The sequence below is a fragment of the Streptomyces sp. NPDC001108 genome (assembly GCF_053598535.1).
On record NZ_JBSFKL010000001.1, the window covers coordinates 540,556 to 565,815 of the forward strand.

Here is a 25,260-nt window from a genome sequence, read left to right on the forward strand (position 1 = left end):
GAGATCTTCCGCCCCGACCACTTGGAGCATTCCGTGCACCGCAGACTCATCGTCCCGAGCGCGCTCGCGGCCTCCCTGCTGCTGGCGATCCCGGCCTCGGCCGCCGGGGGCACCGCGGGCGCCCCGGGCATCGGCGACCCCTACTACCCGTACAGCGGCAACGGCGGCTACGACGTCTCCCACTACGACCTGCGGCTGAAGTACCAGCCGCGGACCGATCTGCTGGAGGGGACGGCGACGATCCTCGCCACGACCACCCAGGAACTCTCCCGTTTCAACCTGGACTTCGGGCTGGACGTCTCCGAGGTGCGGGTGAACGGCAAGATCGCCGGTCACCAGAAGACCGGCGAGCAGGAGCTGGAGATCACCCCGGCGGCCCCGCTGGCGAAGAACAAGGCCGTCTCGGTGGTCGTGCGGTACGCGGGCAAGCCGTCCGAGGTGAAGATCAACGGCTGGACGTCCTGGGTCCGCACCCCGGACGGCGCGGTGGCCGCGCAGGAGCCGGAGTCGGCCGCCTGGTGGTACCCGAGCAACGACCACCCGCTGGACAAGGCCACGTACGACATCTCCGTCTCGGTGCCGGACGGCCTCCAGGCGATCAGCAACGGCACGCTCCAGTCGCAGAGCTCCAAGCTCGGCTGGACCCGCTTCAACTGGCGCTCCAGCAAGCCGCAGGCGACGTATCTGACGACGCTGGCGGTCGGGAAGTTCGACATCACCACCGACACCACGGCCGACGGGCTGCCGGTGATCAACGCGTACAGCAAGGACCTCGGCGTCAACGCCGGGGCCGCGCGCGCCAGCATCGAGCGGTCCACCGAGGTCGCGGAGTGGCTGTCGGAGGTCTACGGCCCGTACCCCTTCGAGGCGCTCGGCGGCTTCGTCCCCAATGTGACCAGCAGCTTCGCCCTGGAGACGCAGACCCGGCCGTTCTACAGCCCGAAGCAGTTCGCCAGCGGCGCGAACCTCCAGGTCGTCGTCCATGAACTGGCACACCAATGGTACGGCGACAGCGTCTCGGTCAAGGGCTGGAAGGACATCTGGATCAACGAGGGCTTCGCCCGGTACAGCCAGTGGCTGTGGTCGGAGAAGGAGGGCGAGGGAACCGCCCAGGAGCTGGCGGACTACACCTACGCGCAGCACCCGGCCGACGACCCGTTCTGGCAGGTCAAGCCCGGCGACCCGGGCCCGGACAACCAGTTCGACGGGGCGGTCTACGACCGGGGCGCGCTCGCCCTCCAGGCGCTCCGCAACGAGGTGGGCGACGAGAGCTTCTTCGCGCTGCTGAAGGGCTGGCCCGCCGAGCACGCCTACGGCAACGCGAGCGTGAGCGACTTCGTCGCGTACGCGGAGCGGGTCTCGGGCAAGCCGCTGGCCTCGCTGCTGGACACCTGGCTGTTCCAGCCGGTACGGCCCGGGGCTCCGGCGGCCGCCGCTGCGCGGAGCCGGGGCGCCGACGCGAAGCCCGCGCGGCCCGCCTCCTGGAAGCGGATCGCGGCGACGAACTCCGTGCACGACCGCCACTGACCGGCACACCGGCGTCCGGCGCCGCCGCCCTCTTCCACCGGGAGGGGCGGCGGCATCGGTGACGGGACAGCCCTTAGGCTGGCGGCGCCGGTGCGGTAGGACCGGCCCGATGCCGTGTGTACGAGGAGCGCCCCTTGCCCGGTCCGTCCCGCGATTCCGCTTCCGAGGCCCGCCCCACCCTGGAGGCGGTGGCCGCCCGCGCGGGGGTCTCGCGGGCGACCGCGTCCCGGGTGGTGAACGGCGGGGCCGGGGTGCGCAAGCCGCTCGCGGAGCAGGTGCGCCGGGCGGTCGAGGAGCTGGGCTACGTCCCGAACCACGCCGCCCGGACCCTGGTCACCCGGCGCAACGGCGCGGTGGCCGTGATCGTCGACGAACCGGAGTCCCGGCTCTTCTCCGACCCGTTCTTCTCCCGGCAGATCCGCGGCATAAGCCGCGAACTCACCCTCCACGACTCGCAGTTGGTGCTTCTGTTGGTGGAGGGGCGCGGCGATTTCGACCGGGTCGCCCGCTACCTGGCCGGCGGTCATGTGGACGGCGTACTGGCCTTCTCGCTGCACACCGACGGCGGACTCCCCGCGGTCATCCACCGGTTCCGGGTGCCCACGGTCTACGGCGGCCGGCCCGGCCGCCCCGGCGAGGAGCCCGGACCGGGCGCGCCCTATGTCGACTGCGACAACCGGGGCGGCGCGGCGGCGGCCGTGCGCCATCTGGTCTCCCTGGGCCGCCACCGGATCGCGCACATCGCCGGGCCCCGGGACCAGACCTCGGCGCTCGACCGGATCGACGGCTACCGCGACGTGCTGCCGGGCGCGGACCCGGCCCTGGTCGCGGACGGGGACTTCACCGCGGAGGGGGGTGCGCGGGCGATGGCGGAGCTCCTCGACCGCGCCCCGGACCTGGACGCGGTCTTCGCCGCCAACGACCTGATGGCCTCCGGTGCGCTGCGGGTGCTGCGCGAGCGGGGACGGGTGGTGCCGGACGAGGTGGCGCTGGTCGGCTTCGACGACATGGGGTCGATAGCCGAGGCCACCGATCCCCCGCTGACGACGGTCCGTCAGGACGTCGAGGGGATGGGGCGGTTGATGGTGCGGATGCTGATGGAGCGGCTGTCCGGCGACGGCGGCGACGAGGGGTCCCGGTCGGTGGTCACCCCGACCGAGCTGGTGCGCCGGGCCTCCGCCTGAGCCCCCGTCGCACACGTGGCAGGGGCGCCCCCAGGTACCGGTGGACGCCCCTGCCTTCAATGCGGTGGTGCCGGACCGCTACTCGCAGGTTCCGGCGAAGGTCGCGCGGGTCACCACGTCGGTGGCGGCCGCGGTGGTGTCCAGCCAGGCGATGCGCTGGCCGTCACCGAGCGACGGGGCCAGCTGGGCGCCGGAGGAGCAGGAGACCCGGGTGTACGTGTCGAGACCGGCGACCACGTCGGCGGTCCTGGCGACCTTCGCCTTGCCCGGCCCGCTCCAGGAGCCGAGCGCGCCCCACAGGTCGAACGTGGAGTAGGCGAAGTACTCGTCGGTGACGGAGAACTGGGCGAGGTAGACGCTCGACGGGTAGCGCAGCTTGGCGGCCTTGGACAGGTCGTCGAGCGGGGCGGACACGAAGCCGGTGCTCGGGATCAGGAAGCCGCCGGTCTCGCGCCAGAAGACCCGGTCCGAGGTGAGCTGGATGTCCGAGACGTAGTTGAACAGGAAGCCGGCGATCCGCTTGGTCTGCGTGGTACCGGTCTTGATGTCGTGGACGTACACGTACGTGCCGTCGCCGCCGGCCCAGGCGATGCGGCCGTTCTTCATCGCCAGGTGGCTCGCGCGGGTGCCGGCCTCGGGGGTCACGTTGACCGTGGTGCCGTCGGCCTTGCGGAGCATGACGTCCTGCTCGCCGTCGGCGGTGGTGCTGATGTAGGCGAGCGCGCCGTCGTCGGTCACCGGCTCGGTCTCGTCGGCGTCGGGGCGGTCCACGACCTTCTTGATCGCGCCCTGGCCCTTGGGACCGGTCTGGTAGACGCCGATGGAGTCACCGGCGATCCGGGTGAAGACGATGCGGTCGTCGTCGAGCGAGGGGTCGAGCAGGTAGGCGTCCTTCTGGGCCAGCTCGTGCGTGGGCTTCTTGTCGAAGCGGCCCACGGTGATCCCGAAGGCGGCGCTGCCCTGGTCCCAGGCGATGGCGTCGCCGTGGCTGATCGCGTAGACGTCGCCGTTGATCTGGGCGGCCTGCTCGTCGACCCCGCTGTAGACCTCGTACGCGGGCAGGACGTCGGCGCCGATGGTGGTGCCGTCGTGCGTGCCGCCCTTCTGCTCCCAGCCGGTCTCGATGCCGTGCGCGTCGAACGCCTTGTCGATGGCGGCGAGGTCGGCCTGGGAGACGTTCAGCGACTTGGCGGCGAGGGTGACCGCGTTGCGCATGTCGGTGAAGCCGGACAGCGGGGTGAGGTAGTTCTGCGCGGACCGGTAGACGATCCGGTCGGCGAGCTTGCTGTCGATGTTCTTGCGCATGTCCCACAGCGCGCCGCCGACGATGGTGGAGTTGTAGTGCACCCCGCCGTTGTCGATGTCGAGCGGGATGGGCTGGTAGTCCTTCTGCGCGCTGCGGCCGTCGTTCAGGTCGCGCAGGGCGCACTCCTCCAGCGGCTTGGTGCCGTTGCAGAGGTACTCGCCGATGAGGCCGGACGTGGGGTCACTCATCGCGATGCCCTTGTCGGCGGTCTCCATGGCGTTGCCGAAGTAGTCGGATATCGCCTCGTTGAGCGCGCCGGACTGGTTGAGGTAGACGAGACCGGCGGAGTGCTCGGTGACGCCGTGCGTCATCTCGTGGCCGACGACGTCCAGGCCGACGGAGAGCGGAACCCCGTTCATGTGGCCGTAGACCATCTTGGAGCCGTCCCAGAAGGCGTTGGCGTAGTCCTTGCCGTTGGAGGCGACGTTGACGACGGAGTAGATCGTGCCGCCCTTGCCGTCGACGCCGTCGCGGCCGATCTGGTTCTCGTAGTACTCGTAGACCTTCGCCGCGTTCAGATGGGCGTCGACCGCGCCGGAGGTGGTGTGGGCGCCGTCGAAGCGGTCGCCCGCCGAGGTGACCAGCGGGACGTCGTCGCCGACCGGGCCGCCCGCGACGTCCGTGTACTGCTTGCGCTGCGCGTCGTAGGTGCGGATCTGGCCGCCGGTGACCGGGTACATGGTGCGCGTGGAGTCGACGAGGGTGTACGAGCCGTCCGTCTCCTTGTTGACGTCCAGCTTCGCCTCGGTGCCGTCGACGCGGACGCCGGTGCCCTGCGCGGGCGAGGCGTCGGCCGCGTCGATGTTGTTGTACGAGAGCGCGATGCCGCCGACCCGGGCGTCGATGTACACCTCCTGGCGGACCGGGGCGCCGTTCGCCCTGCCGCCGGTGACGGTGAAGTGCCAGGCCAACCGGCCGCCCTTGGCGTCGGGCAGGACGGACAGGCCGTGCGCCTCGGTCTTCGCGCCCCGCACGCCGGACAGGCCGCGGTCCAGGGAGAACATCCGCTGCTTCGCGGTGGCCTCGCTCACCGTCGGCGTGGTGGAGACCGTGAGGTCGGTGTAGAGGGTGCCGGTCGCGGAGGTGACCTGCTGGCCGCCGTCGGCCGCCCGGGTCTGCACCGCGTACTCGGCGCCGAAGACCGGGACCCCGTGGTGCTTCTGCTGGAAGCGCACCGAGGACTGCGCGCCGTCCTTGGTCGTCCTGACCGTGCTCAGCTCGGAGACGGGGACCTTGTACGTGTCCTGGTGCGCCTTGATGTGGGCACGGGCGGCCTGGGCCGGGGTGCCCGCGCGGGCGGCCTCGTCCAGCCCCTGCGTCATCACCGGGGCGACCCCGGCCCGGTCCGGCGCCGGCTCCGGTGCGGTGTCGCCCGCCCAGGCCGGCGCGGCCATCAGGGACGCGCCGGTCGCGGCAGCGACCACCCCGGTCGCCAGCAGGCGCAGCACGTTCGTTCGTCTCACAGGACCTCCCCATCGCACACCTGCGCCCGACCCGTACGGGGCATCGAGCGCTTGACGTGCTGATCGTTCGCCATGCGGGTGCGGGTGAACAAGGGATGACGCTGGCGCGAAAGCGCCGTGGCGTAATTACGCCTCAGCCGCCGCCGGGTGCGCCGGAGTTGCCCGGAACATCCGGCAGCCAGCCCGCCCGCGCCGCGTACCAGCCGAGCTGGAAGCGGGTCGCCGCGCCGACCTCGTCCATCAGCGCGTGCAGCCGCCGCTGGACGGTGCGGTGGCCCATGCCGAGCTGGCGGGCGATGGCGGCGTCGGTCAGGCCGACGTGGAGCAGGGCCACGATCTGCCGGTCGACGGCGGCGATCCGTTCGCCCCGCTCCTCCTCGGAGCCCGTGATGCTCAGCCGCCAGCCCTTCTCGAAGTGCTCCTCGAAGAGCGAGACGAGCGCGGTGAGCAGGCCGGTACGGTGCACCACGAGGGCGACCGGCTCGGACTCGCGCTCCGGGTCCAGCGGCAGCAGGGCGACCCGGCGGTCCACGATGGCGAGCTTGATCGGCAGCTTGTCCGTGACGGAGACGTGCTGGCCCTGGGCGACGCAGGAGGAGAGCAGCGCGGCGGTGTGCGGGTTCTCCAGCCATTCCCGCTCGACCACGCTGCGCACGCTCACGCCCCGGCGGGCCATCTCGGCGTCCACCTCGTGGTGGTTGTCCTCGAAGCTGAGCACGGCGGGCACCCGCCGGGTCGGCACCAGGGTGCACACCTCGCTCCTGGCCCGGCGCTGCATGCTCAGCAGCCGCTGCCGGATGGCGGCCGGGCCGGAGAGCACCTCCACCGGTGCCCCCGAGGCGTGCGTCTGGGCGGAGCGGTGGCGTTCGGCGAGATCACCGACGAGCGATTCGACCCGGAGCAGCGTGGAGCGGCGGGATTCCAGGAGCGGGCCGAGCGCGAGGAGCGGGGAGGCGGCCCGGTAGCGGACCACGCCCCCGTCGTCCGGCCGGGCGGCGCTGGCGAGCCCCCGGTCGACGAGGGAGTCGAGGACCCGGGTGACCGCCCGGACGTCCAGCGGACCGGTGAACATCTCGGGTTCGCTGTCGGGCCGGTCCACCAGACGGCGGTAGACCGCGTCCTCGTCCGGGGCGAGCCCCAGCATGGTGAGCAGGGACGTGTCGACCGGGCCGGGTGGTGGAGCGCCCCCGGGTCCTCCGGACCCCCCGCGCCCCGCGGACACTCCGTCACCCGCACCGGCCCCGGCCCCGTCACCAGCCCCGGCACCCGTCACCGGCCCCACCCCGCTTCCTGCCGCCACGCCAAACGGAAGCAGGCTATCCGGCCGGTTCTCGTCGGCCGGGGCGGGTCGGGGCGGCCGGGGCGTCAGTCGAAGTCGTACACCGTCACCGCTATGCCCCGGCCGGTCAGCCGCTCCTCGATCAGCGGCTCGATCCGGGACCACTTCCCGCCGGCGAGCCCGCAGCCGATCCGCGGCATGTGGACGGAGGCCCCCAGCTCCCGGGCCTTCCCGGCGACCGCGTCGAGCGCCGTGCCGATCGCCTCGTAGCGCACCGGGACGCCGTTGCTTCCCCGGCGCATGCCCCGCTGGCCCACCATGTTGGCCACCCACACGTCCGGGCGCACCTGGACGAACTGCGTCGCGCCGAGGCCGAAGTCGTTCTCCGCGCGCTCGCGGTGCCAGCGGCGGTAGGCCGCCTCGGGCTCGGGCCAGCGGCGGGAGACCGCGAGGACGAACCCCTTGCCCCAGCCGCCGAGGTCGTTGCAGACATGGGCGATCAGCTTGACGCCCTTGGCCTGGGGCGCGGTCGCGTCCCCCTGGATGTATGTGATGCCGGACATGCGGACAGACCCTACGCGGCGCCTCTGACAGTCGGGCACTTTCACATCATTGGTGAGACAGCAATACTGTTGCAGTGGACGGACGCCGCGCGCCGCGGCCCGTCCCCCACGGCCGGACACGAGGAGCAGATATGGCGACCGGGGCCGACGAGCCCGCGCTCACCGTCGACGAGCTGGCGGCACGCGCCGGGGTGACCGTGCGTACGGTGCGTTTCTACAGCACCCGCGGGCTGCTGCCGCCCCCGGTCATCGGCCCGCGCCGGGTGGGCCGTTACGGCCCCGACCACCTCTCCCGGCTGGCGCTCATCGAGGAGCTCCAGCACCAGGGCATGACCCTGGCCGCGATCGAGCGCTACCTGGAGCAGTTGCCGCCCGACCTCAGCGCCCAGGACCTGGCGATCCACCGGGCCCTGGTCGCCTCCTGGGCACCGGACTCACCGGAGGACGCGACCCGGGCGGAGCTGGAGCGGCGGGCGGGCCGGGCCCTGTCCGATCAGGACCTCGCCCGGCTGGCGGCGATGGGGGTGCTGGAGCGCGCGGAGTCGGTCGACGGGAACTACCGGCTGGATCCGGGGCTGCTGCGGCTGGGGGTCGAGCTGCTGGGCGTGCCGATCGCCCACGAGACGATCCTGGCCGCCCGCACGGTGCTGCTGGAGCACTCCCGGTCGGCGGCGCGGGACCTGACCCGGCTGTTCCGGGACGAGGTGTGGGGACCGTACCGGGAACGGGAGTCGGACCCGGAGCACGTGGCGGCGATGAAGTCGCTCTCGGCCCATATGCAGCCGATGGTGCTCCAGGCGCTGGTGACCGCGTTCCAGCGGTCGTTGAAGCAGGAGCTGCGGGCCGCGTTCACCGCGGAGTGAACGCGGCCCGCGGGGGCCGGGGCCGCCGTCAGTCGTGGAAGGTCTCGCCCTTCTCGGCCTTCTCCACCAGCAGCGCGGGCGGCAGGAAGCGGTCGCCGTACCGTTCGGCGAGCTCCCGGGCGCGGGCCACGAAGCCGGGCAGCCCGCCCTCGTAGCCGTTGATGTACTGGAGCACGCCGCCGGTCCACGGCGGGAAGCCGATGCCCATGATGGAGCCGATGTTGGCGTCCGCCACGGTGATCAGGACGTTCTCCTCCAGGCAGCGGACACTGTCCAGCGCCTCGGAGAAGAGCATCCGCTCCTTCATGTCGAGGAACGGGATGTCCGTGTCCGGCTTGGTGAAGTGCTCGCGCAGTCCGGGCCACAGGCGGGTGCGGGCGCCGTTCTCGTCGTACTCGTAGAAGCCCGCGCCGCCGCTGCGTCCCGGGCGGCCGAACTCGTCGACCATCCGGTCGACGACCTCGTCGCCGGGGTGGCCGGGCCAGGTGCCGCCGGCCTCCTCGACGGCCCGCTTCGTCTCGTTCCGGATCCTGCGCGGCAGGGTGAGGGTCAGCTCGTCCATCAGGGAGAGCACCTTGGCCGGGTAGCCGCACTGGGCGGCGGCCTGCTCGACGGAGGCGGGCTCGACGCCCTCGCCGACCATCGCCACGCCCTCGTTGATGAACTGGCCGATGACCCGGGAGGTGAAGAAGCCGCGCGAGTCGTTGACGACGATCGGGGTCTTCCTGATCCGGCGGACCAGGTCGAAGGCGCGGGCCAGGGCCTCGTCGCCGGTCCGCTCGCCCTTGATGATCTCGACCAGCGGCATCTTGTCCACGGGCGAGAAGAAGTGCAGCCCGATGAAGTCGGCCGGGCGCTCGACGCCCTCGGCGAGGACGGTGATGGGCAGGGTGGAGGTGTTGGAGCAGAGCAGCGCGTCCGGGGCGACGACGTGCTGGATCTCCTGGAACACCTTGTGCTTGAGCGCGGTGTCCTCGAAGACGGCCTCGATGACGGCGTCGCAGCCCGCCAGGTCGGCGGGGTCGGCGGTCGGGGTGATCCGGGCCAGCAGCTCGGCGCGCTTGGCCTCGGTGGTGCGGCCCCGGGCGAGCGCCTTGTCGAGCAGCTTCTCGCTGTACGCCTTGCCCTTGGCGGCGGCCTCGGCGGAGACGTCCTTGAGCACGACGTCGATCCCGGCACGGGCGCAGGAGTAGGCGATGCCCGCTCCCATCATCCCGGCGCCGAGCACGGCGACCTTGGTGACCTGACGCTCCTCGATGCCCTTGGGGCGGCTGGCGCCGGAGTTGACGGCCTGGAGGTCGAAGAAGAACGCCTGGATCATGTTCTTCGCGACCTGGCCGGTGACCAGCTCGGTGAAGTAGCGGGCCTCGATGGTCTGCGCGGTCTCGAAGTCGACCTGGGAGCCCTCGACGGCGGCGGCCAGGATGTTGCGGGGCGCGGGCATCGGGGCGCCGCCGAGCTGCTTCTTCAGGTTCGACGGGAAGGCCGGCAGGTTGGCCGCGAACTTCGGGTTCGACGGGGTGCCGCCGGGGATCCGGTAGCCCTTGACGTCCCAGGGCTGCTGGGACTCGGGGTGGGCGTCGATGAAGGCGCGGGCCTTGTCGAGCATCTCCTCGCGGGTCGCGGCGAGTTCGTGGACCAGGCCGTTGTCCAGGGCGCGGCGCGGGGTGTACTGGGTGCCCTGGAGGAGGACCTTCAGCAGGGCGTCGGCGATGCCCATGAGGCGGACGGTGCGGGTGACGCCGCCGCCGGCGGGGAGCAGGCCGAGGGTGACCTCCGGCAGGCCGATCCGGGAGCCGGGGGCATCGAGGGCGACGCGGTGGTGCGCGGCGAGGGCGATCTCGTAGCCGCCGCCGAGCGCCGCGCCGTTGATGGCCGCGACGACGGGCTTGCCGAGGGTCTCGATGCGGCGCAGCGCGCTCTTGATGGCGAGGCCGGTCTCGAAGACCTGCTGGGCGTTGTCGGGGCCGACCTGGATCATGTCCTTGAGGTCGCCGCCGGCGAAGAAGGTCTTCTTGGCGGAGGTGTAGATGATGCCCCGGATGGAGTCCTTCTCGGCCTCGGCGCGCTCGGCGACGGCGGCGATGGACTCCTTGAACGCCTGGTTCATCGTGTTGGCGGACTGGTCCGGGTCGTCGAGTACGAGGGTGACGACGCCTGTCTCGTCCTGTTCCCAGCGGATGGTCGTGCTCTCGGTCATGGTTCTTCTTCTCCGTAGGCGGGGGGACGGTCAGACGCGCTCGACGACGGTGGCGATGCCCATGCCTCCGCCGACGCAGAGGGTGGCGAGGCCGTACCGCTGGTCGCGGCGCTCCAGTTCGTCGATGAGGGTGCCGAGGATCATGGCTCCGGTGGCGCCGAGGGGGTGGCCGAGCGCGATGGCGCCGCCGTTGACGTTGATCTTGTCGAGCGAGAGCCCCATGTCGCGGGCGAAGCGGAGCACGACGCCGGCGAACGCCTCGTTGATCTCGACGAGGTCGATGTCGTCGATGGTCAGCCCGGCCTTGGCGAGGGCCTTGCGGGTGGCGGGCGCGGGGCCGGTCAGCATGATGGTCGGCTCGGAGCCGGAGACGGCTGCGGAGACGATCCGGGCGCGCGGGGTGAGCCCGTAGCGCTCGCCGGTCTCCTTGTTGCCGATCGCGACGAGGGCGGCGCCGTCGACGATGCCGGAGGAGTTGCCCGCGTGGTGGACGTGGTCGATCTTCTCGACCCAGTGATACTTCTGGAGCGCCACGGCGTCGAAGCCGCCCAGCTCGCCGACCGTGGCGAAGGAGGGCTTGAGGGCCGCGAGCGAGTCGGCGGTGGTGCCGGGGCGCATGTGCTCGTCGTGGTCGAGGACGACGAGTCCGTTGCGGTCCTTGACGGGGACGACGGAGCGGGCGAAGCGGCCCTCCTTCCACGCCTCGGCGGCGCGCTCCTGGGAGAGCGCGGCGAATTCGTCGACGTCGCGGCGGGAGAAGCCCTCGATGGTGGCGATGAGGTCGGCGCCGACGCCCTGCGGGGCGAAGCCGACCTGGTAGCTGGTCATCGGGTCCATCGCCCAGGCGCCGCCGTCCGAGCCCATCGGCACCCGGGACATCGACTCGACGCCACCCGCGAGGACCAGGTCCTCCCAGCCGGAGCGGACCTTGGCCGCGGCCAGGTTGACGGCCTCCAGACCGGAGGCGCAGAAGCGGTTCTCCTGGACGCCGGCCACGCTGTCCGGGAGCCCGGCGGCGATGGCGGCGATCCTGGCGATGTCGGAGCCCTGGTCGCCGAGCGGGCTGACCACGCCGAGGACGATGTCGTCGATGGCCGCCGGGTCGAGGCCGGGGAAGCGGTCGCGGATCTCGTGGATGAGGCCGACGACGAGGTCGATCGGCTTGGTGCCGTGCAGGGCCCCATTGGCCTTGCCGCGGCCGCGCGGGGTGCGGATCGCGTCGTAGACAAACGCTTCGGTACTCAAGACAGCAGCCTTTCGGGGTGGTTGTGCGAGGTTCAGGCGAGGAGGGAGCGGCCGATGATCTCCTTCATGATCTCGGTCGTACCTCCGTAGATGGTCTGGATACGGCCGTCTGTGAACGCCCTGGCGACCGGGAATTCCGCCATGTAGCCGTATCCGCCGTGCAGTTGGAGGCAGCGGTCGGCGACGCGCTTCTGCAGTTCGGTGGCCCACCACTTGGCCATCGAGGCGTGCACGGCGTCCAGCGTCCCCTCGGAGTGGTCGACGATGCAGCGGTCCAGGAAGGCGCGGGTGACGGCGCACTCGGTGGCCATCTCGGCGATCTCGAAGCGGATGTGCTGGAGCTTGGCGAGCGGCCGGCCGAACGCCTCGCGCTCCTTGACGTACTTCGTGGTGATCTCCAGCAGGTGCTCGGCGGCGGCGATCCCGGCCACGGCGATGCCCATCCGCTCCTGCGCGAGGTTGGTCATCAGGTGGATGAAGGCGCCGTCCCGCTCACCGAGCAGGTTCTCCTTGGGGACGCGTACGTCGTGGAAGAAGAGCTCGGCGGTGTCCTGGGACTTCTGGCCGATCTTGTCGAGGTTGCGGCCCCGCTCGAAGCCCTCGGCGCCGCGTTCGACGACGATCAGCGAGAGCCCCTTCGCGCCGCCCTCGGGCGTGGTCTTCGCGACGACCACGACCAGGTCGGCGAGGATGCCGTTGGAGATGAAGGTCTTGGAGCCGTTGATCAGCCAGTGGTCGCCCTTGTCCTCGGCGGTGGTGCGGATGCCCTGGAGGTCGGAGCCCGCGCCGGGTTCGGTCATCGCGATGGCGGTGATCGTCTCGCCGGTGCAGAAACCGGGCAGCCAGCGCCGCTTCTGCTCCTCGGTGGCCAGGCCGGTGAGGTAGGGGCCGATGATGTCGTTGTGGAGGCCGAGCGCGAGGCCGGGGGCGCCCGCCCGGGTGAACTCCTCGGCGAGGACGGCGCTGTAGCGGAAGTCGGTGTTCCCGCCGCCTCCGTACTCCTCGGGCACGGCGAGGCCCAGCAGCCCCTGGCGGCCGGCCGCGAGCCATGCCTCGCGCGAGACGATGCCGTCCTTCTCCCACTGCTCGTAGTGCGGGAGCACTTCCTTGGTGAGGAAGGTCCGCACGGTCTCGCGGAACGCGTCGTGCTCCTCGGTGAAGATCTGCCGCTGCACAGCGGTCCTCCTGGAGTCGTGGGTCGGTGGTGGGGGCGCCGCGCCGTCCGGTCAGCCGGTGAGGCCGGGGACGTCCCAGTCGGCGGCGACGGCCTCGGTGTCCGTGCCGGGCCGCGCGGGCCCCCGGCGTACGGAGACGGGGGTGGCGGAGAAGCGCGGCGCGGGGGCGGGCTGGGTGAGGCCCTCGTGCTCGACGAAGGTGGAACGGGCGGCGAGGTGCGGATGGCCGGGCGCCTCACGGAGCGAGAGGACGGGGGCGACACAGGCGTCCGTCCCCTCGAACACCTCGGTCCACTCGGCGCGCGTACGGGTAAGGAACCGTGCGGCGACCGCCGTGCGCAGCTCCTCCCACCGGGCGATGTCGCCCCGGTCCGGCGCGGCGTCGCCGAGACCGAGGAGCCGGACGAACTCCTCGTAGAACCGCTGTTCCAGTGCTCCGACCGCCATGTACTGCCCGTCGGCGGTCTCGTAGGTGCCGTAGAAGGGGCAGCCGCCGTCCAGGAGGTTGGAGCCGCGCCGGTCCTGCCAGCCGCCGGCCCCCAGCATGCCGTGGATCATCATGGCGAGGTGGGCGGAGCCGTCGACGATCGCCGCGTCCACCACCTGGCCCCGGCCGCCGGGGGTGCGGGCGTGCTGGAGGGCGGCGAGGACGCCGACGACGAGGTAGAGCGAGCCGCCCGCGTAGTCGCCGACGAGGTTGGCCGGGACGGTGGGCGGCTCGTCGGGCCGGCCGATCATCGAGAGGGTGCCGGTGAGCGCGATGTACGCGATGTCGTGCCCGGCGCGCTCGGCGAGCGGCCCTTCCTGGCCCCAGCCGGTCATCCGGCCGTACACCAGCCGGGGGTTGCGGGCCAGGGCGGCGTCCGGGCCGACCCCGAGGCGTTCGGCGACGCCCGGCCGGTAGCCCTCGATCAGGACGTCGGCGCGCTCGACCAGGTCGAGCACCGTGGCGGCCCCGCCCTCGGCCTTGAGGTCGACGACGACGGAGCGCTTGTTGCGGTTGGTGAGGTCGTACGCGGGATCGATGCCCAGCCCCGGGCCGCCGGGCCGGTCGACCCGGACGACGTCGGCGCCGAGGTCGGCCAGGAGCATCGCGGCGAACGGACCCGGTCCGATGCCGGCCAGCTCGACCACCCGCACCCCTGCCAGCGGGCCCCGCGGGTCGTGCTCTGTCGTGGTCATCAAGCCCCCAGCGGTATGACACAACTGATGTAACATCGATGATGCTAAGAATGTGCCGCGCTCCGCACAACCCCTGGGCCCGAGCGGGCGCCCCGGACGTCCCCGGTGCCGCGTTCCGGATCCTCCCGCACCCCGGCCGCCCTGCCGGGCAGCGCCACGGCCACCTCCGCTAGCCTCTGGCTGCCACATCGGCACCCGGCCCCCGCGGAGGCAGTCAATGAACAGACGGAACGGGGCACAACGCCCCTACGACGTGGTCCTTTTCGGCGCCACCGGCTTCGTGGGCGCCCTCACCGCCGAGTATCTGGCCGTCCACGGCCCCGCCGGTCTGCGCTGGGCCGTGGCCGGACGGAACCGGGCCGGGCTGGAGCGCCTGCGCGAGCGGCTCACCGCGCTCGCCCCGCACTGCGCGGACCTCCCGCTGCTGCACGCCGACGCGGACGACGAGCCCTCGCTGCGCGCCCTCGCCGAGTCGGCCCGGGTGGTGGCCACCACGGTGGGGCCCTACGTCTGGTACGGGGCGAAGCTCGTCGCGGCCTGCGCCGAGGCGGGGACGGACTACGCGGACCTCACCGGCGAGGCGGAGTTCGTGGACCGGATGTACCTGGAGCACGACGCGCGGGCCCGCGAGACCGGGGCCAGGCTCGTGCACGCCTGCGGCTTCGACTCAGTACCGCACGACCTCGGGGCGTACTTCACCGTGCGGCAACTGCCGCGGGACGTGCCGCTGACCGTCGACGCCTTCGTCAGCAGCGACGCCGTCTTCTCCGGCGGCACGTTCGCCTCGGCGCTCACCGCGATGGGCCGGGGCACCGGGATGCTGCGCGCCGCCCGGGAGCGCCGGCTGCACGAGCCCCGGCTGGTCGCCCGCCGGGCGCGCGCCCCGTTGGGCGTCCCGCACTTCAGCCCGGAGACCGGTGCCTGGGCGCTGCCGCTGCCGACCCTGGACCCCCGGGTCGTCGAGCGTTCGGCGCGGGCGCTGGACCGGTACGGCCCCGACTTCCGGTACCGCCATTTCGCCTCGGTGCGGCGCCTGCCGGTGGCGCTCGGCGGCGCGGCGGCGGCCGGCCTCCTGCTGGGGGCCGCGCAGATCCCGGCGGCCCGGTCCTGGCTGATGGCCCGGTACGAGCCGGGGCAGGGGCCGGACGCGGAGCGGCGGGGGCGCAGTTGGTTCCGGGTGCGGTTCATCGGCGAGGGCGGCGGACGGCGGGTCTTCACCGAGGTCTCGGGCGGTGATCCGGGCTACGACGAGACGGCGAAGATGCTCGCCGAGTCCGCGCTCTGCCTCGCTCTGGACGACCTCCCGCCGGTCTCGGGGCAGCTGACCACGGCCGCCGCGATGGGCGACGCGCTGCTGGAGCGGCTGCGCGCGGCCGGGCTGCGCTTCCGGGTCGCGGCCGTCCGCTGAGCGGCGGCCCGGGGCCGCCCGTACGGCGTCAGAGCGCCCAGGACACCAGCGTGCAGACGATCGACACGGCCCAGACCACGCCCGCCACCATCCCGAGTGTCACCCCCACCGCGAGTCGGCGCTGGGCCAGGTAGACGGTGCCGGGTCGTGTAGACGTTCGATGTTCGTTCATGAACACAAGCTTGCCGGTCATGATCGTCGAGCGGTATCCGCGGGGGTACTCAGGCGGTCGCTTCCTTCAGGACCCGGCGGCAGAGCGCGTCGGCCCTGCGGGTGGTCTCCGGCTGCCGGAAGCCGCGGGCCAGGAGCAGGGTGTGGGCGCAGGCGTTGTCGAGGCCGGTACGGTGGCCCACCGAGACGAAGACGGGCTTGACGCCGTCCTGGGTACGCAGGGCCGCGCCCACCTCCTCCTCGCCGTCGAGCAGCGGTGACCGGTCGCCCCGGCGCGGACCCGGCTGCTCGTAGGTGAAGGTGAACGGGTTCTTGGCGACGCCGATCACCGGGAGGCCGGTGACCACCCCGAGATGACTGGCGAGCCCGAAGCGGCGGGGATGCGCCCGGCCGTACCCGTCGCAGATCACGAGCCCGGGGTCGACCGGCAGCGCTTCGAGGGCGGCCAGCACGGTCGGGATCTCCCGGAAGGCCAGGAGGCCGGGGACGTACGGGAAGGTGACCCGGCCGGTGGCAGTGGCCTCGGCGACCACCTCGGCCGTCGCGGCGTCGAGGACGACCGCCGCGGCGACGACGACATCGTGCTCGTCGTCGTAGGCCACGTCGACGCCGGTGACCCGCCCGGTGCCGGGCGGCGGCCCCGGCTCGTCGAGCACCACCCGGGCGCGCAGCGTCTCCTGGACGGCACGGGCCTCGGTCTCGTCGGCGGGCATCGAGAACTTTGTCATGGTGCGATCGAGTCTAGGAGGTCGCCCCGTTCGATGGGTCCGCGGCAACAGGTGAGCGCGCCTAGGCCGATGGTGGTCGTCCGGGGCGGCGGGACGACCGGCCGGGCGGTGTCCGGGCGCCGCTTTCCGGCCCGTAGCCTGGCGGCATGTTCGTACTGGAATTGACCTACACCGCACCCGTCGAGCGCGTCGACGCGCTGCTCGCGGACCATGTCGCCTGGCTGGACGCGCAGTACGCGGCCGGGGTGTTCATCGCCTCGGGGCGCAAGAATCCGCGTGACGGCGGGATCATCCTGGCCGTCGGCGACGACCGGGCGGCGATCGAGGAGATCGTCGCGGCGGACCCGTTCACGGTGCACGGGGTGTGCGCGTACACGGTGACGGAGTTCATCGCGACGAAGACGGCCGCCGAACTGGCCCCGTACCGGCAGCAGTTGCCGGGGTAGCGGGATACCTCCCCGGGGCGGTCCGGAGCCCGCCGCGGGGAGGTGTGCCGTACGGGGTCAGCGTCCGGCGCGGGCCACACGGCCCTGTTCCCCGGCCGCCCAGCAGCCCCCGTCCCCCGTGCAGTCGACGGTGTCGTACGAGCCGGTGTCGACGGTGCGCCAGGTGCGGCCGCCGTCCGTGGTGAGGTCGGTGCCGGTCGGGCCGACCGCGAGCGCGCCGGACCTGTCGTGCGGCAGCCAGGCGACGCCGGAGCGGTAGGCGGTCGGCGGGGTGGCGGACTGCCGCCAGGTGCGGCCTCCGTCGCCGGTCACCGCGGCGGCCCGGGGCGAGGGCTCGCCGGCCCGGTAGTCGCCGCCGACCGCGATGCCGTGGTGGCGGTCGCGGAAGGCGAGGCCGAAGACGCCCCGGGCCGGGTCCCCGGCCGGGATCGTCGCCCCGGTCGCGGTCCAGGTCAGCCCCCGGTCGGCGGAGTGCAGCACCCGCGCGTTGGCGGCGCCGCCGGTCGCCAGCCAGACGTCCCGGGGGCCCGAGGAGACCAGGCACTGGCCACTGGCGGCGAACGCCGCCTCCCCGGGCTGCGCGGCCGGCATGCCCGCGGCGGGCAGCACCCGCCAGCTGCGGCCGCCGTCCCCGGTCGAGAGGATGCGGTACTTCCCGTCGACCGGATCGCTCATCGCCAGCCCGTTGCGGCTGTCGAAGAAGGTGAGGCAGTCGTAGAAGGCGCGGGCGTCGGTGTTGCGGAACGACTCCGTCCAGGTCGCGCCCCCGTCCTCGGTGCGCAGCACCCGGGACGCCTCCCCCTCGCCGATGGCCAGGGCCACCGCGCGGCGGGCGTCGAACGCCTCGATGTCACGGAACTCCAGTGCCTCCTGGGCGGCCCCGGCCGGTGACACGTCGCGCCAGTGCCGGCCGCCGTCGACGGTGCGCAGCACCGTGCCCTTGGAGCCGGCGACCCAGGCGGTGCGGCGGTCGACGGCGGCCAGGCCGCGGAACCGCGCGTCGGTGCCGGTGTCGGTGAGCGTCCACACCGGGCGCTCACCGGGCCGGCCCCGGTCGTGCGGGGTCGCCGCTCCCGCCGGTGCGGACGCGGCCGCGACCAGCGCCGCCGCGCAGAGCCCCCAGGACATCAGTCGTCTCGTCTTCCCCTTGACCCTCATGGCGGTGGAAGCTAGCCCACGCGTTCGCGCCGCGTCCAGAGGTCGCCGCGCGACGACGCACCGCCGCGACGTGCGGTGACACAGTTCACCTCGCCGCCGGATGCACGGACGGGCGGAAACCGACGTCTCCCTCAGTGGCGGGAACCGTTCGTCCCGCAGAGAGGGGAGCAGGTCGTGTCCACCGTCATCCAGCAGTCCGTGCAGGCCCGCATGGTCGCGTCCGCGCCGCGGATGGAGACCCTTCCCGCCAGGCTCCAGTACGACCCGGCCGACCCGTTCACCGTACGGATGGCGTTCCCCGCCTCCGCGACCCTGGAGGGCACCGAGGTCGTCTGGGAGTTCTCCCGCGAACTCCTGGCCGAGGGGCTGGAGGCGCCGGCCGGCGTCGGGGACGTACGCGTCGCACCGTTCGGCTACGAACGTACGGTCCTGGAGTTCCACGCCGTCGAGGGGGTCGCGATGGTGCACGTCCGCACGGCGGAGCTCCGGCGCTTCCTGACGCGCTCGCAGGAGCGGGTGCCGGCCGGCGACGAGCACCGCTTCCTCGACCTCGACCGGGGGCTGACCGCGCTGCTCGGCGGCGCCTGCTGAACCCCGGCCCCGGCGGGGGTCCGGCACATCCGGAGCATCACATCCCCACATAACGTCAGATAACAGGGCGCGGAACGGGGCAGCTTGGCGGTGGGCTTACCCCCGCCTTAACCTACGGTCTCGTAACCTACGTATCCGTAGGTACTTCTCCCGTCCCCAGGAGTCCCCCGTGACGATCACCGCTCCCCACCTCGGCAGTCCGAAGGCGTGGACCGACGCCCAGCTGCTGTACGCCTTGGAAGAGGTGGTGGAGAAGGAGCTCAACCGCCATCTGAAGGTCGCCCGGGACTGGATGCCCCACGAGTACGTGCCGTTCTCCGACGGGCGGAACTTCCCCGGCGTCTTCGAGGACGGCGAGCCGTGGCGGCCCGACCAGTCCAAGGTCACCGACATCGGCAAGATCGCGCTGGTGGTGAACCTGCTGACCGAGGACAACCTGCCCAGCTACCACCACGAGATCGCCTCGCTCTTCGGCCGCGACGGCGCCTGGGGCACCTGGGTGCACCGCTGGACGGCGGAGGAGGGCAGGCACGGCATCGTGATGCGCGACTACCTGCTCACCTCGCGCGCGGTCGACCCGGACAAGCTGGAGCAGTTCCGGATGGCGCACATGGCGGAGGGCTTCGAGTCGGACAACCGGCACTCGATGCTGCACTCGGTGGCGTACGTCGCATTCCAGGAGCTGGCCACCCGGGTATCGCACCGCAACACCGGCCACCAGTCGGGCGACCCGGTCTGCGACCGGATGCTGGCGCGGATCGCGACCGACGAGAACCTGCACATGGTCTTCTACCGCAACCTGCTCGGCGCGGCCTTCGAGCTGGCCCCGGACCTGACGATGCAGGCCGTGCGCGACGTCGTCGTGAACTTCCGGATGCCCGGCCACGGCATGCCCGGCTTCGAGCGGGCCGCCGCGCAGATGGCGATCGGCGAGATCTACAACATGCGCATCCACCACGACGACGTGATCCAGCCGGTGCTGCGCTACCTGAAGGTCCTCTCCATCGACGGCCTGGGCCCGGAGGGGCTCAAGGCGCAGGAGGAGCTGGGGCTGTTCATGGGCGGCCTGGACCACGAGGCGTCGAAGTTCGACGAGAAGCTGGCGGCCCGCAAGGCCCGGATGGCGGCGCGCGGCCGCGCCTGACGGCGGACGGCCCGGGGCGGCGGGGCGGGCGACCGGCCCCGCCCCGCCGCCCGGCGTTCACACCGTCGCGCACAGGTCCTGGGCGTAGTACGTGATCGCCTCGTGGTACTCGCGCACCGACGGGTCCGTGCTGCCGGACGCGAGCAGTTCCAGCAGCAGCCGCATCGCCTCGTGGTGCTCGCCGGTGTTGAAGAGCGCCATGGCGAGGAAGGTGCGCAGCGCCCCGTCCCCGGGGAACTCCTCCGCGCCCTCGCGCAGGGTCCCGACCGCTTTCCCGTACTGCCCGAGCACCCGGTAGGTGCTGCCCAGTCCGAGCAGCGCGCCCCGGCGGTCCTCCTCGGTCAGTCCGGGCACGGCCAGGGCACGTTCGTAGAAGGGCACGGCCTCGGCCTCCAGGCCGAGTACGTCGTGGGCCCAGGCGGTCTGGTAGGCGATCGTCGCGTCGTCGGGGAAGGCGGAGCAGAGGGCGAGCAGCCGCTGCCGGGCCTCCTCGCGGTGGCCCTCCGTGCGCAGGGCCACGGCCGCCGCGAGCAGAGTGTCCCGGTCGTTGTCGTTCATTCCGGTATCCTCCCAGGTCCCGTGCGTCCGGCCTGATCCGGGCGGGACCTTCGGGAGGGCACTCAGGCGCGGCGCGTTCTGCGCAGCCGCTCCCGCTCCTTCTCGGAGAGTCCGCCCCACACGCCGAAGCGCTCGTCGTTGGCGAGGGCGTACTCCAGACAGGCCACCCGCCCCTCGCAGGCGCCGCAGAGCTGCTTGGCCTCACGGGTGGAGCTGCCGGGGGCGGGGAAGAAGAACTCGGGGCCGGCCTGGGCGCACAGCGCGGTCTCCTGCCAGGCGAGCGCGGGGTCGGTCGCGGTGTTGATCAGCATGGGACCACCATGCCCGGCCGCGATAAACGACTGATCAACGCGCCATCAATGCGGCGCGCCGACGACTTCCGGCCAGCTCTTCGACTACCCGGGCGGCGGGGCCGGGAAACCCGGACGCCGGGAGGGCGCGGCGCTCCCCCGCGCCCTCCCGGCCGCGCCCTGCCCCCGCCGGCGCCCTCCCCGTCCGGGTCAGCGGCGGACGCCGAGTGCCGGGAGCACCGTCTCCGCCACCCGGTACGCCTCCTCCAGCAGCGGGTTCCCCGAGAGGATGAAGGTGTCGACGCCCAGTTCCCGGAACTCCGTCAGCCGTTCCACGACCTGGGCCGTGGAACCGACGACGGCGGTGCCGGGCCCTGGCCGGAACAGGCTCATGCCCGGCCACAGGTTGGGGTACGTCTCCAGCTCCCGGGCCCGGGCGGGAACCCTGCCGCCGTGCTGGCGGAACTGGCGCTGCCAGCCCACCCCGTCCTCCCCCGCCCCGGCCCCGAGCTGCCGGGCGTAGGTCGCCGCGCTCGTCACGTCCAGGAGCCGGTCGGCCGCCGCCCACGCCTCGGCCTCGGTGTCACGGACGATCAGGTGGAGGCGGAGCCCGATCCTGAGCGTGCGGCCGTGGGCGGCGGCCCGCGCCCTGACCCGGTCCAGCTTCTCCTTCAGCAGGTGCGGGGGCTCGCCCCAGGTGAGGAAGACGTCGACGTGCTGGGCGGCCATCTCGATGCCGGGGTCGGAGGAGCCGCCGAACCAGAGCGGTACGTGCGACTCCTGGACCGGTTTCAGCTCGCCGAAGGAGGCCCCGGCGTTCCTCAGGTCGTAGAAGCGGCCCTTGTGGTCGAAGACCTCGCCGGCGGTGAGCCGTTTGACGATCGACCAGTACTCGGCGCTCAGCTCGTACCGTTCGTCGTGCTCCACGTGGAGCCCGTACTCCTGGAGGGACTTCGTCGAGCCGTTGACGACGTTGAAGCGGAGCCGGCCGCCGAAGAGGTGGTCGAAGGTGAGGGCCATCTTGGCGAGCAGGGTGGGCGGGATCAGGCCGGGGTGGACGGCCAGCAGCGGTTTGAACCGGGTGCTGGTGGAGGCGGCCAGCGCGCTGCCCAGCGGCCAGACGTCGTACAGGTCGGTGGCGAGGAGCGCCCCGCTGTAGCCGAGGCGTTCGACGGCGCCGGCGAGGTGGGCGAGGTAGCCGTGGTCGATGGGGCGCCTGCCTTCGGGCTCCCAGGGGTAGGCGCCCTCGCGCGGGATGATGTACCAGAGGACTTCGGTCGTCATGGCGTCACGCCGCCCGGTCCGCGCGGGCCCCGGCCAGGGCGTGGGCGACGGTGACGGCGTTCTCGACGACGCCGGTGCGGTGGAAGATGTCGGCGGCCTCCTGCTGCTCGGCGAGGAAGGCGTCGGTGACCGGTTCGATCCGCCACGGCAGGGCGCGCAGCGCGCTCTCCCAGTCGTCGGCCGATCCACCGAGGTCGGCGGCGGCGATCCCGGCGGCCTGCCGGGGGTGGGCGGCGGCCCATTCGTCGGCCTTCCGCAGGGCCCGGACGAGCGCCTCGACCACCTCGGGGCGGCTCTCGGCGAGGTCCCGGCGGGTGAAGAAGACGGAGCGGTCGGTGATGACGTCGCCGGTGCGGATCAGGGTGCGCAGTCCGCCGGTGCGGCGGGCGGCGGCCAGTTGGGCGCCCTGGGCGACCCAGGCGGCGACGGCGCCGGTGCGCAGCAGTTCCTCGCTGTGGGCGCCGCCGCGGACCGGGGTGATGTCGGTGGCGTAGGAGAGTCCGGCGTCGTCGAGCGCCTTGGCGACGAGGTGGGTCTGCCAGGAGCCGACGGCGAGGTGGACGGTGGTGCCCTTGAGGTCGGCGACGGTGCGTACCGGGGAGTCCTCGGGGACCAGGAGGGCGCCGTGCTCGGGGCGGGGTGCGGAGACGGCGGCGTAGACGATGTCGTGGCCGGCGGCCTGGGCGGTGATGGGCGGGGTGGAGCCGGTGCCGCCGAAGTCGATGACGCCCCGGGCGAGGAGTTCGCCGGTGCGGACGCCGTCGGTGTACGGGTGGAAGACGACGCGTTCGCCGAGCGGGGCCAGTTCCTCCTGGGCGAGGCCGAGCCGGGTGAGGTGGTGGAGGTGGTAGAGCGACGGGTTGCTGCTGTGCACTCCGATGGTGATGGTCATTCAGATCACTCCGGCTTCGGTTCGGTCGGGGGTTTCGGGAGCATCGGGGGTCTTCGGGAGGGGCGGGTCGGTACGGACCCCGAGGTCGTCCAGGAGGCGTCGGCGCAGTGCGCCGAAGGCGGGGTCGCCCGGATCGCGCGGGCGGTCGACGGTGACGGGTTCGTCGGTGACGAGGCGGCCGTCGCGCAGTACGGCAACCCGGTCGGCGAGCCGTACGGCCTCGTCGACGTCGTGGGTGACGAGCAGGACGGCCGGCCGGTGCCGACGGCACAACTCCCCCACCAGGTCCTGCATACGGAGCCGGGTCAGGGCGTCGAGGGCGGCGAACGGCTCGTCGAGCAGGAGCAGTTCGGGTTCGCGCACCAGGGCCCGGGCGAGGGCGACGCGCTGCGCCTCGCCGCCGGAGAGGGTGGCGGGCCAGGCGTCGGCGTGCCGTTCGAGACCGACCTCGGCCAGCGCCCGCAGCCCGTCCCGGGAGCGTCCGCGCGGCAGGGCGACGGTCACATTGGCGAGGACCTTCTTGGAGGGGACGAGCCGGGGTTCCTGGAAGACGATGGTGCGGGCCTCGGGGACCAGGACCTCCCCCGCGTCGGCGGCGTCGAGGGCGCCGAGGATGCGGAGCAGGGTGGTCTTGCCGCTGCCGCTCGCGCCGAGCAGGGCGACGAACTCGCCGCGTGCGATGTCGAGCCGGAGCCCGTCGAGCACGGCGCGGCCGCCGAAGACGCGGCGCACCCCGCTGACGTGGACGGCGGTGGAGTCGGTCATCGGGTGGCCCCCTGCCGGGTGCGCCAGGGCATGAGCACGCGTTCCAGGAGCCGTACGGCGATGTCGGCGGCGAGCCCCAGCAGTCCGTAGACGAGGATGCAGACGGCGAGGACATCGGTGCGGGCGTAGCTCTGGGCCTGGGACATCAGATAGCCGATGCCGGCCGTGGCATTGATCTCCTCGGCGGCGATCAGGGCGATCACACTGAGGGTCATGGAGAGCCGCAGCCCGGCCAGGAGCGACGGCAGCGCTCCGGGCAGGACCACTTCGCGGACCAGGGCGAGCCGTCCCATGCCGAAGCTGCGCATGGCCTCGACGAGCTTGGGGTCGGTGTCGCGCACCCCGCCGGACGTCGAGACGTACATCGGGAAGGTGGTGGCCACGGCGATGAGGAGGATCTTGGCGGTCTCGTTGATCCCGAACCAGACCATGAAGAGCGGCACCAGGGAGAGGAAGGGGATGGTGCGCAGGGTCTGGAGGGAGGAGTCGAGGAGTTCGTCGCCGAGCCGGGTGAATCCGGTGGTGATGCCGAGGACCAGTCCGGCGGTGAGGCCGATGAGGAGGCCGATTCCGGAGCGGGTCAGGGAGGTGGTGAGGGCGTCGGGCAGTTGTCCGTCGGCCCACAGCTCCCCCACCGCGCGCACCACGTCGGCGGGCGAGGCGAGGACGTCGGGGGTGAGGGCGCCGGTGGCGGACGCCGTCCACCACAGGACGAGCAGGGCGACCGGGCCGAGGGCCCGGACGGTCGCCGCGTAGCCGCGGCTCCGGGCCCGGTGGCGGGGCGGGCGTGGGCGGACGAGCCCCGGGGGCGGGGCGGTGGCGCTCATGCCGGCTTCTCGATGTCGAGGAGGTGGGGGGTGACGTCGATCCGGCCCTTGGTGACCTTCTGTTCGGCGTAGAAGGCCGCGACGGCCCGGAAGCGCTCGATGTCCTCGGGCCCGATGGGGTCGACCGTGCCGCCCTGGCGGGTGAACCCGGTCTGGACCTCCTTCGCCTTCCCGGTGACGGCGGTCGGCCCGACGTCGGTGAAGACGTTGAGGTACGCGGCCGGGTTCCGCTTCTCCTCGGCGCTGGCCTCGTGCAGATAGCGGTAGAGCGCCTTGACGATCTCGGGATGCCGCTCGGCGAAGCCGGTGCGTACGGCGTTGAGGCTGTAGTTGTCGGAGCCGATCGCGGCGCCGTCGGCGACGAAGTGCGCCTTGCCGCTGCCGATCTCGGCCACGGCGTACGTCGCCCAGACCGCCCAGGCGTCGACCTGCCCGGCGTTGAAGACGGCGGCCGTCTGGTCGGGGCGGAGATAGACCCGCTCGACCCGGTCGGCGGGGATCTTCGCCTGGGCGAGGGCCTTCAGCAGCAGGTACTCGCCGGTGCCGCCCTGGTTGACGGCGACCCGCTTGCCCACCAGGTCCTTGACGGAGGTGATGCCGGAGCCGTTCCTGACCAGGATGCCCTCACCGGCCGCGTCCGGGGCGACGGCGGTGAAGAACTTGAAGCCGGGGCGCTGGGCGAGCGAGGTGATCCCGGAGGTGATGGAGCCGGTGGCGATGTCGAGTTGGCCGGCGTTCATCGCCTGGGCGGCGGGGGCGAAGGGGCCCGCGCTGCCGGTCCAGCGGACCTTGGCACCGACCTCGGCGAGCGCCCGGTCCAGGCTGCCGTCCTTCTTCCCGAGGGCGAGGACGCCGGAGTTGCCGGGGTCGGGGATGCGGACCTCGACCGTGGACCGGGCCGTGGAGCCGTTGCCGGAACCGGAACCGCCGGAGGTTCCGCAGGCGGTGAGGGAGAGCAGTGCGGTGGCGGCGAGAAGGGCGGCGGCGGCCCTTCGGCGGGTGCGGGGGATG

The 25,260-nt window shown here is 72.6% G+C and carries 24 protein-coding genes; 7 read left to right on the forward strand and 17 right to left on the reverse strand.

Going from position 1 to position 25,260, the window contains the following annotated elements; all coding sequences use genetic code 11:
• The first annotated feature begins 33 nt into the window (after positions 1 to 33).
• Positions 34 to 1,527, forward strand: a complete 1,494-nt coding sequence (locus ACWC97_RS02370; protein ID WP_450646921.1) for a M1 family metallopeptidase — start codon at positions 34 to 36, stop codon at positions 1,525 to 1,527.
• A gap of 134 nt (positions 1,528 to 1,661) precedes the next feature.
• Positions 1,662 to 2,711 (forward strand): LacI family DNA-binding transcriptional regulator, encoded by a 1,050-nt coding sequence (locus ACWC97_RS02375; RefSeq protein WP_352274708.1) that lies wholly within the window; start codon positions 1,662 to 1,664, stop codon positions 2,709 to 2,711.
• A gap of 78 nt (positions 2,712 to 2,789) precedes the next feature.
• On the opposite strand, the gene ACWC97_RS02380 is transcribed toward ACWC97_RS02375, so the two are convergent.
• The 3 genes from ACWC97_RS02380 to ACWC97_RS02390 form a co-directional block, all read right to left on the reverse strand.
• Positions 2,790 to 5,480: a M4 family metallopeptidase gene (locus tag ACWC97_RS02380; RefSeq protein WP_450646923.1), complete on the reverse strand. Its 2,691-nt coding sequence runs from the start codon at positions 5,478 to 5,480 to the stop codon at positions 2,790 to 2,792.
• A 133-nt stretch (positions 5,481 to 5,613) separates the two neighbouring features.
• Positions 5,614 to 6,624 (reverse strand): helix-turn-helix transcriptional regulator, encoded by a 1,011-nt coding sequence (locus ACWC97_RS02385; protein WP_450646925.1) that lies wholly within the window; start codon positions 6,622 to 6,624, stop codon positions 5,614 to 5,616.
• A 221-nt stretch (positions 6,625 to 6,845) separates the two neighbouring features.
• The gene (locus tag ACWC97_RS02390; protein ID WP_352274711.1) at positions 6,846 to 7,322 is read right to left on the reverse strand and encodes a macro domain-containing protein; all 477 of its coding nucleotides are present in this window, start codon (positions 7,320 to 7,322) and stop codon (positions 6,846 to 6,848) included.
• Between the two features lie 131 nt (positions 7,323 to 7,453).
• Between ACWC97_RS02390 and ACWC97_RS02395 the strand changes: the two genes are divergently transcribed.
• Positions 7,454 to 8,185, forward strand: coding sequence for a MerR family transcriptional regulator (locus ACWC97_RS02395; protein ID WP_352274712.1), 732 nt, complete (start codon positions 7,454 to 7,456; stop codon positions 8,183 to 8,185).
• Positions 8,186 to 8,213: 28 nt separating this feature from the next.
• On the opposite strand, the gene ACWC97_RS02400 is transcribed toward ACWC97_RS02395, so the two are convergent.
• The 4 genes from ACWC97_RS02400 to ACWC97_RS02415 are packed head-to-tail and all read right to left on the reverse strand — an operon-like array spanning position 8,214 to position 13,987.
• Positions 8,214 to 10,385 (reverse strand): 3-hydroxyacyl-CoA dehydrogenase NAD-binding domain-containing protein, encoded by a 2,172-nt coding sequence (locus ACWC97_RS02400; protein ID WP_450646927.1) that lies wholly within the window; start codon positions 10,383 to 10,385, stop codon positions 8,214 to 8,216.
• A gap of 30 nt (positions 10,386 to 10,415) precedes the next feature.
• Positions 10,416 to 11,630 (reverse strand): acetyl-CoA C-acetyltransferase, encoded by a 1,215-nt coding sequence (locus tag ACWC97_RS02405; RefSeq protein ID WP_385209030.1) that lies wholly within the window; start codon positions 11,628 to 11,630, stop codon positions 10,416 to 10,418.
• 32 nt (positions 11,631 to 11,662) lie between these two features.
• Positions 11,663 to 12,805, reverse strand: coding sequence for an acyl-CoA dehydrogenase family protein (locus ACWC97_RS02410; protein ID WP_352274715.1), 1,143 nt, complete (start codon positions 12,803 to 12,805; stop codon positions 11,663 to 11,665).
• A gap of 51 nt (positions 12,806 to 12,856) precedes the next feature.
• Entirely contained in the window at positions 12,857 to 13,987 is a 1,131-nt protein-coding gene (locus ACWC97_RS02415; RefSeq protein WP_450646929.1) for a CaiB/BaiF CoA transferase family protein, read from the reverse strand.
• Positions 13,988 to 14,204: 217 nt separating this feature from the next.
• Here ACWC97_RS02415 and ACWC97_RS02420 point away from each other — a divergent pair, with 217 nt between their 5' ends.
• Complete coding sequence (locus ACWC97_RS02420) at positions 14,205 to 15,395, forward strand: saccharopine dehydrogenase family protein (RefSeq protein ID WP_450646931.1); 1,191 nt, start codon at positions 14,205 to 14,207, stop codon at positions 15,393 to 15,395.
• Positions 15,396 to 15,423: 28 nt separating this feature from the next.
• On the opposite strand, the gene mmpA is transcribed toward ACWC97_RS02420, so the two are convergent.
• Entirely contained in the window at positions 15,424 to 15,567 is a 144-nt protein-coding gene (gene mmpA / locus ACWC97_RS02425; RefSeq protein WP_352274718.1) for a morphogenic membrane protein MmpA, read from the reverse strand.
• A 49-nt stretch (positions 15,568 to 15,616) separates the two neighbouring features.
• The gene (locus tag ACWC97_RS02430) at positions 15,617 to 16,294 is read right to left on the reverse strand and encodes an endonuclease V (protein WP_450646933.1); all 678 of its coding nucleotides are present in this window, start codon (positions 16,292 to 16,294) and stop codon (positions 15,617 to 15,619) included.
• 146 nt (positions 16,295 to 16,440) lie between these two features.
• On the opposite strand from ACWC97_RS02430, the gene ACWC97_RS02435 reads away from it, so the two are divergent.
• The gene (locus ACWC97_RS02435; RefSeq protein WP_385209013.1) at positions 16,441 to 16,740 is read left to right on the forward strand and encodes a YciI family protein; all 300 of its coding nucleotides are present in this window, start codon (positions 16,441 to 16,443) and stop codon (positions 16,738 to 16,740) included.
• Between the two features lie 57 nt (positions 16,741 to 16,797).
• On the opposite strand, the gene ACWC97_RS02440 is transcribed toward ACWC97_RS02435, so the two are convergent.
• A complete protein-coding gene (locus ACWC97_RS02440) occupies positions 16,798 to 17,898 on the reverse strand; it encodes a WD40/YVTN/BNR-like repeat-containing protein (protein WP_450646935.1) in 1,101 nt (366 codons plus the stop codon).
• 174 nt (positions 17,899 to 18,072) lie between these two features.
• Between ACWC97_RS02440 and ACWC97_RS02445 the strand changes: the two genes are divergently transcribed.
• Both ACWC97_RS02445 and ACWC97_RS02450 read left to right on the forward strand, forming a co-directional pair.
• On the forward strand, positions 18,073 to 18,489 hold the full coding sequence (locus tag ACWC97_RS02445) for an SsgA family sporulation/cell division regulator (RefSeq protein ID WP_450646937.1): 417 nt from the start codon (positions 18,073 to 18,075) through the stop codon (positions 18,487 to 18,489).
• A 169-nt stretch (positions 18,490 to 18,658) separates the two neighbouring features.
• A complete protein-coding gene (locus ACWC97_RS02450) occupies positions 18,659 to 19,633 on the forward strand; it encodes an acyl-ACP desaturase (protein WP_450646938.1) in 975 nt (324 codons plus the stop codon).
• A gap of 57 nt (positions 19,634 to 19,690) precedes the next feature.
• Here the strand turns inward: ACWC97_RS02450 and ACWC97_RS02455 are convergent, their stop codons facing one another.
• The 7 genes from ACWC97_RS02455 to ACWC97_RS02485 form a co-directional block, all read right to left on the reverse strand.
• Complete coding sequence (locus ACWC97_RS02455; RefSeq protein WP_450646940.1) at positions 19,691 to 20,191, reverse strand: tetratricopeptide repeat protein; 501 nt, start codon at positions 20,189 to 20,191, stop codon at positions 19,691 to 19,693.
• Positions 20,192 to 20,253: 62 nt separating this feature from the next.
• Positions 20,254 to 20,502 carry a WhiB family transcriptional regulator gene (locus tag ACWC97_RS02460; RefSeq protein ID WP_352274724.1) on the reverse strand — a complete coding sequence of 83 codons (249 nt, stop codon included), beginning with the start codon at positions 20,500 to 20,502 and terminating at the stop codon, positions 20,254 to 20,256.
• 189 nt (positions 20,503 to 20,691) lie between these two features.
• Entirely contained in the window at positions 20,692 to 21,765 is a 1,074-nt protein-coding gene (locus ACWC97_RS02465) for an LLM class flavin-dependent oxidoreductase (protein WP_352274725.1), read from the reverse strand.
• A gap of 4 nt (positions 21,766 to 21,769) precedes the next feature.
• Positions 21,770 to 22,657, reverse strand: coding sequence for an ABC transporter substrate-binding protein (locus ACWC97_RS02470; RefSeq protein WP_352274726.1), 888 nt, complete (start codon positions 22,655 to 22,657; stop codon positions 21,770 to 21,772).
• Positions 22,658 to 23,422 (reverse strand): ABC transporter ATP-binding protein, encoded by a 765-nt coding sequence (locus ACWC97_RS02475; RefSeq protein WP_450646943.1) that lies wholly within the window; start codon positions 23,420 to 23,422, stop codon positions 22,658 to 22,660.
• Positions 23,419 to 24,249, reverse strand: coding sequence for an ABC transporter permease (locus ACWC97_RS02480; protein WP_392277960.1), 831 nt, complete (start codon positions 24,247 to 24,249; stop codon positions 23,419 to 23,421). The genes ACWC97_RS02475 and ACWC97_RS02480 overlap by 4 nt, the downstream gene beginning before the upstream one ends.
• On the reverse strand, positions 24,246 to 25,259 hold the full coding sequence (locus ACWC97_RS02485) for an NrtA/SsuA/CpmA family ABC transporter substrate-binding protein (protein WP_450647462.1): 1,014 nt from the start codon (positions 25,257 to 25,259) through the stop codon (positions 24,246 to 24,248). Before ACWC97_RS02485 ends, ACWC97_RS02480 begins: the two co-directional genes overlap by 4 nt.
• Position 25,260: the final 1 nt, after the last annotated feature.